Source organism: Cryobacterium sp. 10C3 (assembly GCF_034314285.1).
GTDB lineage: Bacteria > Actinomycetota > Actinomycetes > Actinomycetales > Microbacteriaceae > Cryobacterium > Cryobacterium glucosi.
Map to the genome: position 1 here is coordinate 1,682,492 of NZ_JAVIWF010000002.1, position 17,405 is coordinate 1,699,896.

11 protein-coding genes and 4 pseudogenes are annotated in these 17,405 nt (G+C 66.5%); 2 read left to right on the forward strand and 13 right to left on the reverse strand.

Annotation, left to right across the window (positions count from 1 at the left end; translation table 11 throughout):
- Positions 1-13 precede the first annotated feature (13 nt).
- The 8 genes and pseudogenes from RGU41_RS08775 to RGU41_RS08810 form a co-directional block, all read right to left on the reverse strand.
- Positions 14-1,732 carry a transglycosylase domain-containing protein gene (locus tag RGU41_RS08775; RefSeq protein ID WP_322136033.1) on the reverse strand — a complete coding sequence of 573 codons (1,719 nt, stop codon included), beginning with the start codon at positions 1,730-1,732 and terminating at the stop codon, positions 14-16.
- Positions 1,733-1,853: 121 nt separating this feature from the next.
- A complete protein-coding gene (locus RGU41_RS08780; protein ID WP_322136034.1) occupies positions 1,854-3,470 on the reverse strand; it encodes a cellulase family glycosylhydrolase in 1,617 nt (538 codons plus the stop codon).
- Between the two features lie 273 nt (positions 3,471-3,743).
- Complete coding sequence (locus RGU41_RS08785; protein ID WP_322136035.1) at positions 3,744-3,974, reverse strand: hypothetical protein; 231 nt, start codon at positions 3,972-3,974, stop codon at positions 3,744-3,746.
- A 462-nt stretch (positions 3,975-4,436) separates the two neighbouring features.
- Entirely contained in the window at positions 4,437-4,910 is a 474-nt protein-coding gene (locus tag RGU41_RS20810; RefSeq protein ID WP_416173144.1) for a radical SAM protein, read from the reverse strand.
- A 140-nt stretch (positions 4,911-5,050) separates the two neighbouring features.
- A pseudogene (locus RGU41_RS20815) lies at positions 5,051-5,290 on the reverse strand (pyruvate formate-lyase 1-activating enzyme); the annotation flags it as partial.
- 96 nt (positions 5,291-5,386) lie between these two features.
- Complete coding sequence (pflB, locus tag RGU41_RS08795) at positions 5,387-7,651, reverse strand: formate C-acetyltransferase (RefSeq protein ID WP_134448867.1); 2,265 nt, start codon at positions 7,649-7,651, stop codon at positions 5,387-5,389.
- Between the two features lie 474 nt (positions 7,652-8,125).
- Positions 8,126-9,565 (reverse strand): IS1182 family transposase, encoded by a 1,440-nt coding sequence (locus tag RGU41_RS08800; RefSeq protein ID WP_322135178.1) that lies wholly within the window; start codon positions 9,563-9,565, stop codon positions 8,126-8,128.
- Between the two features lie 136 nt (positions 9,566-9,701).
- Positions 9,702-11,089 (reverse strand): annotated as a pseudogene (locus RGU41_RS08810) (FAD-binding oxidoreductase).
- Positions 11,090-11,221: 132 nt separating this feature from the next.
- Here RGU41_RS08810 and RGU41_RS08815 point away from each other — a divergent pair.
- Positions 11,222-11,914: a GntR family transcriptional regulator gene (locus tag RGU41_RS08815; RefSeq protein WP_322136037.1), complete on the forward strand. Its 693-nt coding sequence runs from the start codon at positions 11,222-11,224 to the stop codon at positions 11,912-11,914.
- A gap of 58 nt (positions 11,915-11,972) precedes the next feature.
- On the forward strand, positions 11,973-13,163 hold the full coding sequence (locus RGU41_RS08820) for an MFS transporter (protein ID WP_134448864.1): 1,191 nt from the start codon (positions 11,973-11,975) through the stop codon (positions 13,161-13,163).
- On the opposite strand, the gene RGU41_RS08825 is transcribed toward RGU41_RS08820, so the two are convergent.
- The 5 genes and pseudogenes from RGU41_RS08825 to RGU41_RS08845 form a co-directional block, all read right to left on the reverse strand.
- Positions 13,160-13,819, reverse strand: a complete 660-nt coding sequence (locus tag RGU41_RS08825; RefSeq protein WP_322136038.1) for a TetR/AcrR family transcriptional regulator — start codon at positions 13,817-13,819, stop codon at positions 13,160-13,162. The genes RGU41_RS08820 and RGU41_RS08825 overlap by 4 nt on opposite strands.
- The gene (locus RGU41_RS08830) at positions 13,816-15,051 is read right to left on the reverse strand and encodes an Acg family FMN-binding oxidoreductase (RefSeq protein WP_166791025.1); all 1,236 of its coding nucleotides are present in this window, start codon (positions 15,049-15,051) and stop codon (positions 13,816-13,818) included. The genes RGU41_RS08825 and RGU41_RS08830 overlap by 4 nt, the downstream gene beginning before the upstream one ends.
- Before the next feature lie 64 nt (positions 15,052-15,115).
- Positions 15,116-15,801, reverse strand: a pseudogene (locus RGU41_RS08835) (ABC transporter ATP-binding protein).
- 186 nt (positions 15,802-15,987) lie between these two features.
- Positions 15,988-17,049: pseudogene (locus RGU41_RS08840) on the reverse strand (ABC transporter permease); the annotation flags it as partial.
- 40 nt (positions 17,050-17,089) lie between these two features.
- The gene (locus RGU41_RS08845) at positions 17,090-17,404 is read right to left on the reverse strand and encodes a hypothetical protein (protein WP_322136039.1); all 315 of its coding nucleotides are present in this window, start codon (positions 17,402-17,404) and stop codon (positions 17,090-17,092) included.
- Position 17,405 lies beyond the last annotated feature (1 nt).

Here is a 17,405-nt window from a genome sequence, read left to right on the forward strand (position 1 = left end):
ACCGGACTGCACGTCACCCCCTGTTCGCGATTCCCGCGAACGCGACGGCCATGCTCAACGGCGCGATCTCATTCGTGCCGATCACCGACGCAGCGCTCTGCAGGAGAGGGGTCGCATCAGCGCGGTGCATCCGGAATGCCTCAGCCGTCTTACGGATTCCGCACAGGTCGAGCTTCTTGGCCATCCCGATGTACCCGGTGTTGATCGAACCCACGGTGGCTTCGAGGGCGCTGTAGTGCGCCCCACTCTCGTTGGCGTCGTTCTTCGGGTTCCACTTCTCCTTGTCGTAGTTCTGCGGGCCGAGGCAGCTGTCCTGGAAGGTGCCCCAATTGGCCTTGCGGCGGGAATCGACGCGTTCGTAGAGAGCGTGACCTTCCGTGAGCCACTCGGCGAGGGTGAACACCTTGTACCCGGAACCCGGCTGGAAGCCACTCGAACCGCCATCGGCATAGTCGGTGTTGTAGTTGATGCTCGTGTAGTTCGCTCCCGTGGCCTCGACGACAGGATCCTGGCTGTAGTCCTTGTTCTGCACCATCGCAAGCACACGACCGGTGCCGACCTGCACGCTCGAGATGACAGCGCCGACATCCCAGCCGGGGAAGGTCGACGGTACATTCTGCTTCATCGTGGCCTCCGCGGCATTCTGAAGGTCCAGATCAATGGTTGTGTAGACGTTGTAGCCACCCCGGCGGAAGTTGAGAAGCCGGGTGTCGGCATCCGCCCCGAACGCCGGGTCGTTCCGAAGCACATGGGTCACGTAGTCGCAGAAATAGGCGCTTCCGCCCGCGGTCTGGCACCCGGTACTGGGCTCGTGGATGCTGGGTTCGACCGGTGCCGCGACCGCCGCCGCATAATCGTCCGGTCCGATCGTGCCGTACTTCAGCATCGTCCCGAGGATATAGTCCCGGCGGTCCCGGTTCGCCGCGTAGCCGTTCGCCGTACCGTTGGAGGCGCTGTTCGGGTCGTCGAGCTGGAACTTGACCGGGTTGTTGATGATGGCGACGAGGCTCGCGGCCTGCGGCAGGCTCACGGCCGCCGCCGTCGTGTTGAAGTAGTACTCGGCGGCCGCCTCGATTCCGTAGACCGTTCCTCCGAAGCCGGTGATATTGAGATACTGGCGAAGGATGTCCTTCTTGGAGTATTTCTTCTCGACGCCGATCGCGAGCCGCATCTCCTTGAGTTTGCGCTCGGCGCTCGTTCGGGTGGCCGTCGTGTAGCAGGAGTCGCGCGCCACGGGGTCGGAGAGTACCTCGCACTTCTGAACGAGGACATTCTTGACATACTGCTGAGTGATGGACGACCCGCCCTGAGTTTCCCCGCCAAGGCTCACCCTGAGTCCGGCCCTGATCGTGCCCTGCATGTCGATGCCGCCGTGTTCATAGAAGCGCGGGTCCTCACTCGAGACCGCGGCATCCGTCACAAAGGGGCTGATCGAGTCCGAGCCGACCTCGATCCGGTTCTGGTCATAGAAGGAGGCAAGCAGGTAGGGAGAGCCATCACCCCGCATCGCGTAGATGTTGCTCTTCTGGGAGAGCCTGTCGATCGACAGGAATTCCGGAAGGCTTTGGAAGGTGTTGATCGTGTCCGTCACGGCGAGTCCCGACAGCGCGACGACGGGCGTCACCGACGCGGCGATCAGGAGTCCGGCAACCCCGCTCATGGCCACAAGCCCGACCAGCCCGCCGATCACACCCCGAGGCGTGCGCCGCTCCTGGAATTCCGTCGTCCGCATCTGAACCCCCCATCACGGTTCATGGAACCCCGGCGCCGACAGAATTGCTAGGGGCGTCTCACGATCGTTATCGGAGCGATCAGGTCTGGGCAACGGATGTCGAGCTGGCCCGCCGGGGAGCTTACCTGGCGGTGAGGATCAGCGCCGGTGCTACCGGGGCCTTGGTCGCCTCGACCTGAAGGCCCACCCAGACGCTCTGCCCTGCGGGAATGGTGCTCGCCCAACCCGCTCCGGTGCACGTGATCGAGGTCCTGACCTTGACCGTGCACGTCATCCCCCACGCGTTGGTCACCGCAGTCACGGTCGGATCGGACCAGGTCACGCTCCAGGCTTTGGCACCGGTCGCACTCTTCACCTGGAAGTCGGCGACGTAGCCGGCGCCCCACGCGCTCTGCAGGTTCCACGTCGTGGTGATCGAGGCCGTGCCGGGGACGGGAATCGGAGTGGCGGTCGGAGTCGGCGTCGGAGTAGCGGTCGGCTTCGGAGTCGCCGTCGGAGTCGGCGTCGCAGTCGGAGTAGCGGTCGGCTTCGGAGTCGGTGTCGGAGTCGGAGTAGCCGTCGGAGTCGGAGTAGCGGTCGGCGTCGGCGTCGCAGTCGGCGGAACGACGATCGGAGTCCCTGCACCGAGCAGCGGCGTGAGGGCCGTGAGCTTTGCCGCCTCCGGGGTGACCCAGTCGTCCTTGACGATGCCGCCGGTGTCGCCGCTGTTCGGGTTGAACGACCAGTACGCGAAGCTCATGCCGTTGCTCGAGAGGTACGGTACGAGCTTGGCAAGCCATTTCTGGTCGGATTCGGTCGCAAGCTTCGTACCGAACTCGCCGAGCAGCACCGGTGCGATCCCGGTCTTGCTGATGTAGCCCCAGTTCTGGTCCCAGACGGTGGCGAGGTTGTCCGGGTAGTTGGCCGCGCTGAACCAATTCTGCGCGTAGACCGTCGCCGGGTAGTCGTGCGGCGAGTACACCACCTGGTTCGCGACGGAGAGGATGACAGGCTTGCCCTTGACACCGCTCAGGCCGCCACCCCACCAGGTGGATCCGCCGGTGGCCTGGTTCTCGATGCCCTCGACGAGGATCAGCAGCCGGGGGTTCACGGCGAGCACGGCGTTCCCACCGCGGGTCGCGGCCGCCTGCCAGTCGATCGCGGGGTTACCGCAGCCCCAGCATGCCTGCCCGTGCGGTTCGTTGTGCAGGTCGAAGCCGATCACGGTCGGATCATTCTTATACCGGGTGGCGAGTGCCTGCCAGTCGCTGATCCACTTGGCTTCACTGTATTGCGCCGTGTACCAGAGCTCCGATTGGGCTCCGGAATCCGGACGGTGCCGGTCGAGGATGACATTGAGTCCGGCGACCTTCGCCCGGGCGATGACCGTGTCCATCAGCCGCTGCGGGGTCAGTCCCGCGAGGGTCGGATTCACCGCGTAGTTGATCGAATTGCTGGGGGCCCCGCCGAGGCACTCGTTCGAAAACGGCAGCCGCAGGGTGTTGAATCCGAGCGACTTGATCTGCGCGAGGCCGGCGTCGAGGCCGATCGTCCAGAGTCCGTGCGGGGCGCAGTTGCTCGTCTCCATTCCGAACCAGGAGATGGCCTTGACGACATACGTCTGGTTGGCGGAGTTCTGGATCGTGCCACCCGCGGTGTGCAGCCAGCCGGACGGCGCACTGACGGAGGATGCCGCGAATGCCGCCGGCTGCGGAGCCGCCGTCACGAGGCCGCCCGTCAGGAGCAGGGCGGCAGCCACGAATGCGACCAGGCGTCCGGTGGCGCCTCCGCGCCGCGGTCGTACCGACGCCGTTGGGGAAATCTGCCTCGTGGCATAGCTGTCGCGAGCACTCATGCTGGTCCCCCAGTATTCCGCGGACGTGGTTCCCGATGGCCACCCCTCGGGGCGGCAAGATCGTCCGTTAGCCCCATCGTAGGGGTTCCCGTGTTTCGGCACGGTAACAAGCTGCGCCGGGCACAGAAAACGGGCCCCGCGACTACCGCGAGGCCCGTTCGATACTGCCGGATCGGATCAGGCGACGGCCGGAACCGCGGTCTTCTTCGAAGCGTGCGGCGTGAGGACGAAGATCGCCCAGCCGAACAGGCCGACGAGGATGCCGAGGCCCATGGCGAAGAAGGAGACGCCGAAGGCGACGATCGAGGTGAAGAGCGAGGCGCGCAGCAGCGACGCGGTCATGACCGTCGGGCGGACCTTGTCGTCCTGGGCGAGCTCGGCGTACGTCTTGCCGCCCGAGGCCTCCATGGCGTGGTGGTTAATGATGTTCGCCTGCGCGAGGGCGGAGAGGGGTTGTCGACGGTCGTTCCGGCGAGGAACGATGCGTCGGCCGCGACAGTAATCTTCTCGCCGGCCAGCTGGCTGCTGACGGTGCCCCAGACGACGCCGCCGACGAGGAGCATAACGAGGCCGCCGATAATGCCGAGGAGGCCGATAATCCGAAGAATACGCGCCTGGCCGGAACCGGCGATCAGGGGCTGGGCAGCCGTTGTCGTAGCGGTTGTCATGAGATACCTTTCCTGGTGTCGCGCCTGTCGTGACACTCGTGTTACCCCCAGTCTGCCAGTAATGAAAGCGCATTCATCACATTTTCTCTGCCGATTGCAACATTGGTGGTAAACGTTTGCACGGTGGCGGAGGAAAGGCGCGGCATCCGTTGGATGCCGCGCCTTTCCCAGCGTCTGAACGCCGGTTTCGCCTAGAAAACGGTCAGGCCCCTCGCGCGGAATTGCTCCCGCACGCGCTCCTGCAGATCGTTGTCGGGGGCGTCACCCCGTGCAGCGGGTACGGGATCTCGAGCCGGTCCCACTTGTCCTCGCCCATCTGGTGGAACGGGAGCACTTCGACGCGCTCGACGTTCGGCCAGCGGGAAATGATTTCCGCGACGGCGTCGACGTTGTCGACGGCATCGGTCAGTCCGGGGACGAGCACGAAGCGGGCCCAGACGGGGATTCCCTTTTCCGCGAGGCGATCGCCGAAATCGAGTGTCGGCTGGAGCTCACGCCCGGTGACCTCTTTGTACGTGTCGTGAAGACCGGACTTGACGTCCAGAAGCACGAGGTCGAGGTTGTCGAGCAGCGTCTCTGACGCGCTCTTCCCGAGGAACCCCGAGGTGTCCAGGGTGGTGTGGATGCCGAGCTTGTGGCATTCCTCGAAGATGCGCTCCACGAAGGCCGGCTGCATGAGCGGCTCACCGCCGGAGATGGTGAGGCCTCCCCGGTTGCGTCGAAGACGCCCTTGTAGCGCTTGAGGCGCGTGACCAGGTCGTCGAGGGTGGTGATCAACCCGTCGCGCATCTTCCAGGTGTCCGGGTTGTGGCAGTACTGGCAACGCAACAGGCACCCGGACAGGAACAGGGTCATCCGCGTTCCGGGACCGTCCACGGCCGTGACGAGTTCCCAGGAATGGACGCTCGCCACCGAGCCGTTGTGAATCGCGGCCATCTCGAGGTGATGGAGTTCGGCAAGTTCAGCTTGTTCGGTGCTGGGAGTCTTGCCGTCCTCCAGCGCGACGAGTGCGATGGCGGGGCCGACGCTGGGTAGGCCGAGGTTTATTGCGGGCATTGTCTCGTCCTACTCAGCGTCGCCGCCATCTGTTATCGGTGGATATTAGTGCTGGTGAATCTTCGGTGCTGGTGAATCCTTAGCGCTGGTGAATCCTTAGCGCTGGTGGAACGTACGGCTGATGACGTCCATCTGCTGTTCGCGCGTGAGGCGCACGAAGTTGACCGCGTAGCCGGAGACGCGAATCGTCAGCTGCGGGTAGTTCTCCGGGTGCAGCATGGCGTCTTCAAGGGTTTCCTTGTTGAGCACGTTGACGTTGATGTGGTAGCCGGTGGCTTCCGTGTACGCGTCAATGAGTCCGACGAGGCTCGTGATCTGCTCGTCCTTGGTGTGACCGAGGCCACTGGGGACGACCGTGTTCGTGAGCGAGATGCCGTCCTGCGCCTGGCTGAACGGCAGCTTGGCGACGCTGAGCGCCGACGCGAGCATGCCGTGCGTGTCGCGGCCGTTCATCGGGTTTGCACCCGGAGCGAACGGCTCACCCTTGCGACGGCCATCGGGCGTGTTGCCGGTTGCCTTGCCGTAGACCACGTTGGACGTGATCGTCAGGATCGACTGGGTGTGGATCGCGTTGCGGTAGGTCGGGTGCTTGCGGATCATGTTCATGAAGCGTTCCATGACGTCGATCGCAATGGAGTCGACCTTGTCGTCGTCGTTACCGAACTTGGGGAATTCGCCCTCGATCGTGTAGTCGATGACGAGTCCGTTGTCGTCGCGGACCGGACGCACCTTGGCGTACTTGATCGCGGACAGGGAGTCGGCGACAACGCTCAGGCCGGCGATGCCACAGGCCATCGTGCGAACGATTTCCTTGTCGTGGAGAGCCATTTCGAGACGCTCGTACGCGTACTTGTCGTGCATGTAGTGGATGCAGTTCAGCGCGGTGACGTAGGTCTCGGCAAGCCACTCGAGCGTGACGAGGTAGTTCGCGAAGACGGTGTCATAGTCGAGGATCGTGTCCAGGTTCGGCGCGGTCGCCGGGGCGACCTGCTTGCCGGAAACCTCGTCCTTGCCGCCGTTGATCGAGTAGAGCAGCGCCTTGACGGCGTTGACGCGAGCACCGAAGAACTGCATCTGCTTGCCGACGCGCATCGGGGAGACGCAGCAGGCGATCGCAGCGTCGTCACCGAGCTCGGCGCGGATGAGGTCGTCGGACTCGTACTGGATCGCCGACGTGTCGATGGAGACCTGGGCGCAGAAGCGCTTGAATCCATCGGGAAGGCCGTCGTTCCAGAGAACGGTGAGGTTCGGCTCCGGTGCTGCGCCGATGTTGTACAACGTCTGGAGGAAACGGAACGCCGTCTTGGTGACGAGCGGGCGACCGTCTTCGCCGATGCCGCCGAGGGACTCGGTGACCCAGGTCGGGTCGCCGGCGAAGATCTCGTCGTATTCCGGGGTACGCAGGAAGCGCACGATGCGGAGCTTGATGACGAGGTCGTCGATGAGCTCCTGGGCGCCCTCTTCGGTGATGGTGCCGTCGGCGAGGTCGCGCTCGATGTACGCGTCGAGGAAGGCCGAGTTACGGCCGAACGACATTGCAGCGCCGTTCTGTTCCTTGACGGCACCGAGGTACGCGAAGTACAGCCACTGGACGGCTTCCTGGGCGGTCTGGGCCGGCTTGGAGATGTCGGAGCCGTAGGACGCGGCCATCTGGACGAGTTCCTTGAGGGCCCGGATCTGCTCCGAGTTTTCCTCGCGGGCGCGGATGATGTCCTCGGTCGAGGGCTCCATGTCGAGCTCGGCGCGGTCGTTCTTCTTGCCGGCGATCAGTGCGTCGACGCCGTAGAGGGCGACACGACGGTAGTCGCCGATGATACGGCCACGGCCGTAGGCATCCGGAAGACCGGTGATCAGGTGGCTGTTGCGGGCACGACGCACACCGGGAGGGTAGACGTCGAACACGGCGGTGTTGTGGGTCTTGCGGTAGTCGGTGAAGATCTTCTCGAGTTCGGGAGAGACGGGGTAGCCGTAGGTCTCGAGGGAGTTGACGACCATGCGCCATCCACCGAACGGCATGATCGCGCGCTTGAGCGGCGCATCCGTCTGGAGGCCGACGATGACTTCATTGTCCTTGTCGATGTAGCCCGGCTTGTGGGCTGTAATGGAGGACGGCGTGAAGGCGTCGATGTCGTAGACGCCCTTACGACGTTCCTCGGGGAACATCGCGGACAACTTGGCCCAGACTCCCGTGGTGCGGGCAGTCGGCCCGGCCAGGAAGGACGCGTCGCCGATATACGGCGTGTAATTGCGCTGAATGAAATCGCGAAGGTTAATCGAATCCTGCCACGGCCCGGAAACGAATTCCGCCTTGCCGTGCTGCATCGAAGTGTCGCCGCTGAGGACGCCCTCTGTAATTGTCATGTGGACTACTCTCCTCGTGGGATTGAGCTTTCCCGCCGCGGAAGATCCCGCGCTCGGGGTAGTGAGCGGGGGGACACGAGGCGCCAGACGTGCACCGATGCACCGTGGTCCGCTCTCTTTTTCCAACACTACTCCCCGGCAAGGGCCGGTCGGGGGTTCTTCCGCCGCGTCTCTCGCCCGCGCGTTTAAAAGGACTCGCCTAGCACAGCCAAACCCCGGTAATCCACTGCGGGGAGTGACGATCCTGAGAATTCTCAAACCTGGCGGCTAGGAGCGTGAGTCAGTAACGCCTATTCGGCTTTGATGCCAATGAATGCCTCCGATGTCGTCGGGTTGGGTTGGGGCGTTGCCGACGCGATCGTCGTGGGCTGGGGCTCTGTATCCGTTCGCGTGCCGATCGAAAATAGGGCCACGGCCGTGTTGACGACGCAGGGCAGGATCGCTGTCGCCCGTCAGGGCGGTCTTGCCTGGTCTTTAGGTTGCCGGGTGGGGAGTGCTTTGCGTGGCGAGGCGGGCTTTGGTTTGCAGGGTGTGGAGTTTCATTAGGTTGTGGCAGGCGGCGATCAGGTCCCACTCGTGGGCTGCTTGCTCCAACCCGCGCAGCAGCAGGAATTTTCCTTGCCTCGTGTGGATTTGACCGAACACGGGCTCCACGATCGCTTTGCGCCTGGCGTAAACGGCGCGGCCTTTCTTCGTCTTCAACTTCCGGGCCATGCGTTCCCGGAGCGTCGCATCGGCGGGGATCCGGCCCCGAGGAACCTCGGGAACACGTTCGCCATGCTTGACCCGGCCGGTCGCGATGAAGAACTCGGTCCCGCCGTCGCTGGCCGTCTCAATGGTCTTGGCGTAGTCCAGGTTCGCGGCTGAACAATACCCGGCATCGGCGAGGACCTGCCGGGGCAGAACGCCCGTCGTGGTGTGGAGTTTCTCGACCAGGGGCACGACCTGTTCAACATCCACGCCAATATTCGTCAGCGTCGTCGCGACGATGATCTGATGATCCGCATCCACGATGGCCTGCGCGTTGTAGGCGTAATGGAAGGACCCGTCAGCGGTCTTCATGATCCGCGCGTCCGGGTCGGTGAAGTTGCGTTGAGCCTTCGGATTCACGACCGCGTTCTCGGCCGCATCCTCACCCTTCGCCGTGACAGCATCGTCGTCATCGCCCTTATCCCGGGCTTTCTTCTCGGCCTCTTTCCGCGCCCGGGCGGCCGCGTCCGCCTCCAAAGCGGCGCGCGCCTCGGCCAGTTTCACGAGGCGTGATTCCCGCCTCGCGAGCTCCGGCGGCAACTCATCACCGCGTTTGTCTTTCCCGAACCGGGCATCCTCGGCCTCATCGATCGCATCGGCGTCCGCCAGGAGGGCGGAGACTTCATCGGCGAGGACTTTCTGCTTCTCCGTCAACCGGGCGTAACTCATCGCTTTGCGCCTGGACGCGTTCGCCCGGACCTTGGTGCCGTCCAACGCGACCTGCCCCAGCGACACCATCCCAGCCGCACGACACAGTTCCAACGCCTGCAAAAACACGTTCCCCAGGCTCGCGAGGTGCCGTTTCCGGAACCGGGCGATCGAGCGAAAATCCGGTGCCTGCTGCGCGGCCAACCAACGAAAAGCGACCACGTCCACACAGACCCGCTCCAACTCCCGTGACGAGCGAACCCCGACGCAATACCCGTAAAGCAGCACGCGGACCATCAGCCGAGGGTCATAAGGCGGCTGGCCCTTCGACTTCGCGTAGGACGCGTAGAACTTCTTCAGGTCAATTTGAGTTTCGACGATGTCGGCGATGAAACGAGAGAGGTGGTTCTGCGGCAGCCACTCATCCAAAGACGGTGGAACCAACATCACGGCCGCCGGCTCGAACGCCCGGAACCGCTTGTTCACGCCGGCGCCAGCCTCGACTCCGTCGTCCATGACCAGGTCAACATGTTCGAGTTCTGTCGCGGGAAACAAACCATCAAAATCGCTCATAAGCAATTTTCCCAGACCAACAACCCCAGCCCAGGAAATCCGTCGGCGTTTTAAACTTCGCCGTTACTGACCCACGCTCCTAGAGCTTCTTTCCGGGGTTCAGCAGGCTGGCGGGGTCGAAAGCGAGCTTGACGCGGCGCTGCAGCTCCCGCACGGCGAGGCCGAGTTCGTCGTCGAGGTGCGCCTGCTTGAGCAGGCCGATCCCGTGTTCCCCCGACGCGGACCCACCCAGCGTGACGGCGAGCTGGATCACCCGTTTGAACGCGCGGTGGGCGGCATCGACCTCCGCGGGCAGGTCGGGGTTGAAGCCGATCACCGGGTGCAGGTTCCCGTCGCCGAGGTGCCCTCCGGTGCTGATCGGAATCAAGAGTTCGCTGGAAATCTCCTGAAGGCCGGAGAGGAGCGCCTGCAGCTGCGACCGCGGAACGGTCACGTCCTCGTTGAGGCTCGCACCGCGCGCGGCCTGCAGGGCCGGCTGGAGGAGGCGTCTCGCGCTCATCAGCTGGTCGAGGTGCGCGGCGTCGTGCGCGATGACGATCTCGCCCGCTCCCCGGCCTCGAGGATGCGCGCGTATTCTGCGACGTCGTCGTCGGCCTGCCCCGCGGCATCCGACTGCACGAGGAGAAGTGCTGCAGCACCCTCCGGGAGCGTGGACGCGGGGTCGAAGGCGTTGATCGCGGTGATGCAGGATCCGTCGAGGAATTCGAGCACGCTCGGACGCCGGTTGTTCGTGACGATCAGTGCGGCGGCGGCGAGGGCCTCCGCGGTGGTCGAGAACGTCGCGGACACGCCGGAGGCCGGGGCAGGGGCAGGCAGCAGCCCGACCGTGATCTCGGTGATGATCCCGAGGGTGCCCTCCGACCCGACGAGGAGCGCCGTCAGGTTGTACCCGGCGACACCCTTGATGGTGCGCTGCCCCGTGTGCACGATGGAGCCGTCCGCGAGGACGACCGTGAGGCGGCGCACGAAGTTACCCGTCACGCCGTATTTGACGCACAGCATCCCGCCGGCGTTGGTGGCCACGTTGCCGCCGATCGTCGAGCCCTTCCACGAGCCGGGGTCCGGCGGGTAGAAGAGGCCGGCGGTCGCGGCGGCCCTGGCCAGGGCGTATGTGCGCACGCCGGCCTCGACCGTCGCGGTCTGGTCTGCCTTGTCGACGGAGACGATCCGGTTCATCCGGGTGAGGTTCACGACAATGGCTCCGGTGATCGCGTTCGCACCGCCGGCGAGTCCGGTGCGGGCACCCTGCGGCACGAGCGCAATGCCGTTGGCCGCTGCGAGGGTGACGACCGCCGCAACCTCGGCGGTGCTTTTGGGGAACACGACGGCGAGGGGCTCCCCCGCAGCGGTGCCGTCCGACTGGTCCGTGAGATACGCATCGGTCGCCTGTCCGGTCACGAGCTGCACGGGCGGCAGTATCGTGGCGAGTTCGTCGAGGATCGTCTGCGGGGAAAGCGTTTCAGTCACGGGGGCCTCTGGGTCAGAGTGGACGAGCCGGCACCGGGCGAAAGGCCTGCGGCCCGGCGGTGGGTGTGCCTCAATCGGGGCGTTTGCCCAGTATATGAGGCGGTATATTCCGCAGCCGACTTGTAGTTATTGATGTATCTATGGCTAGGCTGGGGGTATGCCGACCGAATCAGCCTCCCTCATGCCGGCCGGGGCCTCCGCCGTCGAGCGGGCATACACGCACGTCGCGGACCTGATCATCTCGGGGTCCCTCCCTGCGAGCTCCTTCCTGACCGAGGGGAGATCGCCGGAGCCCTCTCACTCAGCCGCACACCGGTGCGCGAAGCCTTCCTCGCGCTCGAGGCCCGCGGGCTGATCCGGCTCTTCCCGAAGAAGGGCGCCGTCGTCACCGCGCTCGACGAGGCGGAGACCGCCGAGTTGCTCCAGGTGCGCATCATGCTCGAGACGACCGCCGTCCGGCTCCTGGGCGAACGCGAGGGCGGGACAGGCGGGGTGGACACCGACCTCGCCGCCCTGATCGAGATCCAGGCGGATGCCGCTGCGAGCGGTGACCTGCTCACCTTCGCCAGGGCAGACCACCGCTTCCACTCCCGGATCGTGGACGAGAACCGCAACCGGGTGATCGACGGTTTCTACGCCCAGCTCGGCCCGAGGCTCGAACGCCTCACCCACCGGGTCGCTTCCCGGGACCCCCGCAACCTCGAACGCCTTCTCGCCGAGCACCGCACCCTGGCCGGTCACGTGTCCAGCGGAGACACCGCAGCGTACGACCGTGCCCTCCGCGAACATGTCGAGGCCGGGCATTTCTCCACCAGGGTCGCCTGACCGCCACGGTCCCCTGACCACCACCACCGTCCATCCCCGATCGCGTTCCGAAAGTCCGATGATTCCCCGTACCATTCCCGCCTGGCTCCGCGCAGCACCCGCCATCTTCGTCATGGCCTGGGGCGGCAACCACTTCACCCCGCTGCTGCACATGTACGAGGCGCTCGGCCACTACACGACCGTGATGGCGGATGTCTTCCTCGGGGCGTACGTCGTCGGCCTGATTCCCGGGCTCCTCCTCGCCGGGGCGCTCTCGGACCGGTATGGACGCAAGCCCCTCGCGATCGCGGGCGTGATCACGGGACTCGTGGCCAGCATCCTTCTCGGTTTCGGTTTCTCGAGCACGGTCATGCTGTGCCTCGGCCGCTTCCTGGCCGGGCTGAGCGTCGGCGTTGCGATGTCGGTCGGAACGGCGTGGCTCAAGGAACTCTCCGCCGCGCCGTTCGACAAGCGCGCTGACACGGTGGCAGGCGCCCGGCGCCCGGCACTGACCCTCACCCTCGGCTTCGGACTCGGTGCCGGCGTCGCCGGCGCACTCGCCCAGTGGGGCCCGATGCCGACGCTCGCCCCCTACCTCGTCCACATCGTGCTGAGCCTTGCCGTACTGCCCCTGCTCGTCACGACGCCGGAGACCGTGCCGCGCTACCGCGCGCACCGCCCGTTCTGGCGTGACCTTGCGGTTCCTCTCGCCGGGCATCGCCGCTTCCTGCGCGTCATCGCGCCCTCAGCGCCCTGGGTCTTCGGCGCGGCCGGGATCGCGTACGCGATCATGCCGAAGCTCGTCGACACCCAGCTCGGCGAGTTCAACCTCGCATACGCGACCCTGCTCACGGTCGTCACCCTCGGTACGGGGGCCCTGGTCCAGCCGCAGGTCGCCCGGATCAACACACGCACCAACGGGCGAGCGCTCGTCGTCGGCATGGGCATGATGCTCGTCGGCATCCTGCTCTCCATCTGCGCCGCGGCGACCCTGTCCCCGATCGTCGCCCTCGTCACGGCGATCGTGCTCGGCGCCGCGTACGGCGTGTGCGTCGTCGCGGGCCTCGTCGAGGTGCAGCGCATCTCCACCCCTGCCGACCTCGCCGGCATCACGGGCGTGTACTACAGCCTCACCTACCTCGGGTTCCTGCTGCCGGTCCTCTTCGCGGCGCTCAACGCCGTCGCGAGCTACACCCTGCTGATGTCCCTGCTCGGTGTCGTCTGCGCGGCGTCCCTCGCCGTCGTGGCCTGGGGCATCCGCCGCGTCTAGCCCCGCCCGGGTAAAGGGGCGCTGAGGTACGGCGTGAGGACGGCGCGCAGGTAGCGCGTCCCGCCGGTGGAATCTGTAGTGGAATCCGAAGGCCCTCCGGTGTCCGCCCCGTCGAGCTCCTCGAAGGCGAACCAGGACTCGGCGAGGATCCAGAGCGCCCGCACGAGGTCATCGAGCTCCCGATCGCCGAGCGGGCGGATCTCGCCGTGTTCACGCCAGCCCCTGGCGATCTCGCTGAACCTGACGAGGCGCCGGGCGCGCACGAGCCGGTAGTGTTCGGCGAGCACCGGGTCCGCGTGCAGCAGGCCGAAGAGGTCGCGGGCCAGGAACGCGTACTGCCGCGTCAGCGCGACACCGGCACCGAGGCGGTCGAGTACCTGCTCGGGGTCCAGGCGTTCAGGCCCGTCCCCTCCCCCGGCAGCGGATGCCTCCCAGAGAGATTCGTAGGCCGTCACGCGCTGGGCATGCAGCTCGCGCACGATCTCGTCCTTGCCGCCGAACCAGTAGTACAGGTTGCCCGGGCTGATTCCGGCGGCCGCCGCGATCGCGTTGGTGGTCACGGCGGCGGTGCCGCGTTCGTTGAAGAGGCCGAGGGCGACGAAGAGGATCCTGGCCCTGGTCTCCCCCGCCGTCACCGTGGTCGGGACCCGGCTCACGAAAGCACGACTTCCCGCGCGGGGCGTCGAGGGCTCGGCAGGGCCGAGCCGGTCGGATGTCCGATCCGGAAGGTCATGATCGCGTGGCGGCCGGCGGGCAGGAGCGCGGCCAGCGCGTCGCCGAAGTCCGGGTTGAGGCCCGTCGAGCGTTCCCTGTCGATCCGTTCCGGAAGCTGGCAGAGCGGTTGGGCGCTCACCCCGTCGACCGTCATGCTCAGGTGCAGGCGCTGCCAGGCCCTGCCGACGGCGAGACGCTCGCCGGTGTCGAGCGGGTCGCGCACGACGAGCGCTCCGAAGGCCGCGGCCGTGGGGACCTGGCTGTCCCTGGTGCCGGCGAGCCAGCCCGCGTTGTTCTGGGCCGTCGAAACGGGAATGACCTTCGAAACGGCCCTGATGAATTCCGACTGCCCGGACGGGTCGATCGTGATGCCGTCTTTCTTCGACTGGATCTCGTGCCAGTCGGTGCGGTACCAGGCGGCGTCGTCCGCCACCTGTTGCGGGTCTGCGATGATCGCCTCGGTCGCGCGGACGGTCAGGGCACCGAACGCATTCTTCTCCGCGGGGTCCGAGAACCAGACGAGTTCGGCGACGGTCTCGTCGATGAGTCCGCTGAGCCGTGCCAGCTCCGCGGCGCTCACGGGCCGCGTGAGGTCATAGGAGTTGCGGTCGGTGTGTCGGGATGCGATCGCGGTGAACAGCGGTGAGACGGATGCCTCCGCCGCCTGAAGGTCGATCCGTGCGACGTGTGTGGGGTCCGCGGGGTCCGGCAGCAGGGTGACGGCGGCCTTCTTCCCGTTCGCGGGTGCCGCGACGACGATGTTCTCGATCGCGCACCCGAGCGAGACGTCCATCTCCCGGAGCAGCGGGTCCATCGTCCCGAGGTTCCTGGTCGTGTCAGCGAAGACGTCGATCCGGTTGTCGGCGACCCTGAACTGCCAGGGCTGGGCGTTGTGCGCGTTCGCGGCGAGCACGGCGGCCCGAACGAGGCCGAGGGCGTCATGCGCCTCCGGGCCGGCCTGCGCCCATGCGGCGAATGCCTCGCCTGTCCCGCTCGCGAACACGCCACCGTCGACCGCGCGCCAGGTGAGGCCTGCGGCGCCGGCGATCGCGATCGTCCCCAGGCCGATGCCGGCGACCTTGAGGAACGAACGCCGGGTCGACGTCCGCCCCTTCTTGTCGTACCGGCCTTTCGGCTCGTTCCGGTCGTTCCTGGGTGTCCTGTCGGGCGTCATACTCCCATTAGAGTCTTTACTCTAATGTTTGTCGAGCCCGGCGGTCATCAGGCGAGCCCGGCAGTCAGGCGAGTTCGGTGAGTCGTCCGGCCTTGATGTGCAGGCGGCGCTGGGCGCGCCTGGCGACGGCACTGTCGTGCGTGACCACGATCAGGGTGAGGCCCTGTGCCCGCCAGAGCCCCTCGAGCAGGTCCATGATCTCGTCCCTGGTCTCCTCGTCGAGGTTGCCGGTCGGCTCGTCGGCGAGGAGCACGGTCGGGTCCTTGACGAGTGGCCCTCGCGATGCGCGACCCGCTGTTGCTGGCCGCCCGAGAGTTCGGCGGGAAGGTGGCCGAGGCGGTCCCCGAGGCCGACGGCCTCGAGGGCGGCCGCCGAGCGCTCCCGGCGCGCGGCGTTCGTCCCGCCGAGCGGCGCGAGCGCCGTCTCGACATTCTCCTGGGCGGTCAGCGTCGGGATCAGATTGAAGTTCTGGAACACGAAGCCGATCTCGCTGCGCATGCGACCGAGCTGGGAGTCCCCGAGGCTCGACAGGTTCGAACTGCCGAGGTGCTCCGTCTCGAGCACCACGGATCCGGAACTCGGGCGGTCAAGTGCCCCGAGCATCTGCAGGAGGGTCGACTTGCCGCCACCGGTCGGCCCCTGGATCGCGACCATCTGGCCATCGGGGATCGAAACGGTGACGTCCTGCAGCGCGGTCACCGAGCGCTTGCCCTGGTCATACTTTTTGGTGACATTCGTCAGCTGGTACATGGTCTGGTTCCTTTTGGAAGCTGAAAGTGAGAATCGGAGCGAATCGAATCGGGTGACGCAGGCAGTGCTACGCGATGCTGCGCAGGGCTTCCGCCGGCCGGAGCCGGGAGGCTCGCCACCCCCGATCACTCCGGCGAGCAGGCCGCCGAGAACGGCGAGTCCGACCGCGATCAGGATCACGGATACCGTGACGGGCGCCGTCAGGACGATGTTCGACTGGGTGGCCGCCTGGGTTGCGGCACCGAATCCGCCACCGCCAGGGCCGAAGCCTGCGCCTCCCGCACCTCCCGCGCCGCCGGCGGCCCCGGCCCCGCGGCCCACCGCCTGCACGGCCGTCGAGGCCCCTGCGGTCAACGTCGGGGCGATGATGTTGATCACGAGGATCCCGGCGAGCCCGACGGCGATCCCGACGACGCCGCCGATCAGGCCCTGCACGAGCGATTCGCCGCCGACCTGGCGCACGATCCGGCCGTTGGACCACCCGATCGCCTTGAGCGTTCCGAACTCACGGGTGCGCCGGGTGACCCCGGAGATCGTGAAGAGGATCGCGATCAGGAACGCCGCTGCGAGGACGATCAGGGAGAGCCACAACCCGAGGTTGGAGACGAGGCTCGATGCGCTCGCGAGCGACCCGGATACGCTCGACGCGAGGTCCGCCTGGGTCTTGACGGTCGCTGCGGGCAGTGCGGTCCTGATGTCCGCCTGGACCTGGTTGATGTCCGTCGACGACGCCGCCTGCACGTAGATGTTGGAGACCTGGCTCGGCAGGGCCGCGAGGGACTGGGCGACGTCGAGCGGAATGTAGACATTGGCCGCGGTCGCGCTGTCCGAGGTCGTCGCGGAGACCAGCCCGACGATGCTGAAGTCGGTGCCCGCGATAGCGACGGTGCCGCCGACGGCGAGGGAGGCGGTCGTCGCGTAGCTCGCGTCGAGGACGGCGACGTTCGCACCGGCATCCGTGCTCGCGAGCGAGCGCCCGGCTGTGAGCGTCACGGCGGAGAGCGGGCCGACGGCTGCGTCGGCCGGGTTCAGCCCGAGCACGGTGAAGGAGTCGACGCTGAACGAGCTGCCGCCCGCACCGTCGGGGCCACCCGTCGGCGGCGTCTCAGCGCTCTGGCCTGACGGAGCGCCCTGGCCGGTCGATGGCCGGGTGGCGCCCTGGCTGCGGGTCGGGAGGGCGCCGCTGAAGGTGGAGTTGCTCAGCAGGAGCGTCGCAGCGGCCGCACTGACGTTCGGAACCGCGCGCACCGAGTCGAGACCGGTCGAGGCGAAGGTCTCCGTCCCGCGTTCAGCCGTGAGCCTGCTGCGGCTGATCGTCGTGGTTCCGTCCGCTGCGGCACCGTCCGCCGAACCGAAGTCGAAGCGTTGGCGGCGCGCCGTTTCCGGTGCCCGGCGTCGCGGCGGCAGCAGGGGCCTGGCTCACGGTGATGTCGGTGCCGACGCCGTACACGGACTCGAGAACGGATGCCTGGGCGAGCTGGACTCCGCTCGACACCGAGTTGACGATGATGACCAGCGCGATGGCGAGGGCCATGCCGATCGCGACGATGGCGGTCTGCTTGCGACGGCCCGCGAGTTCCCGACGCAGGTAGGTATAGAACATG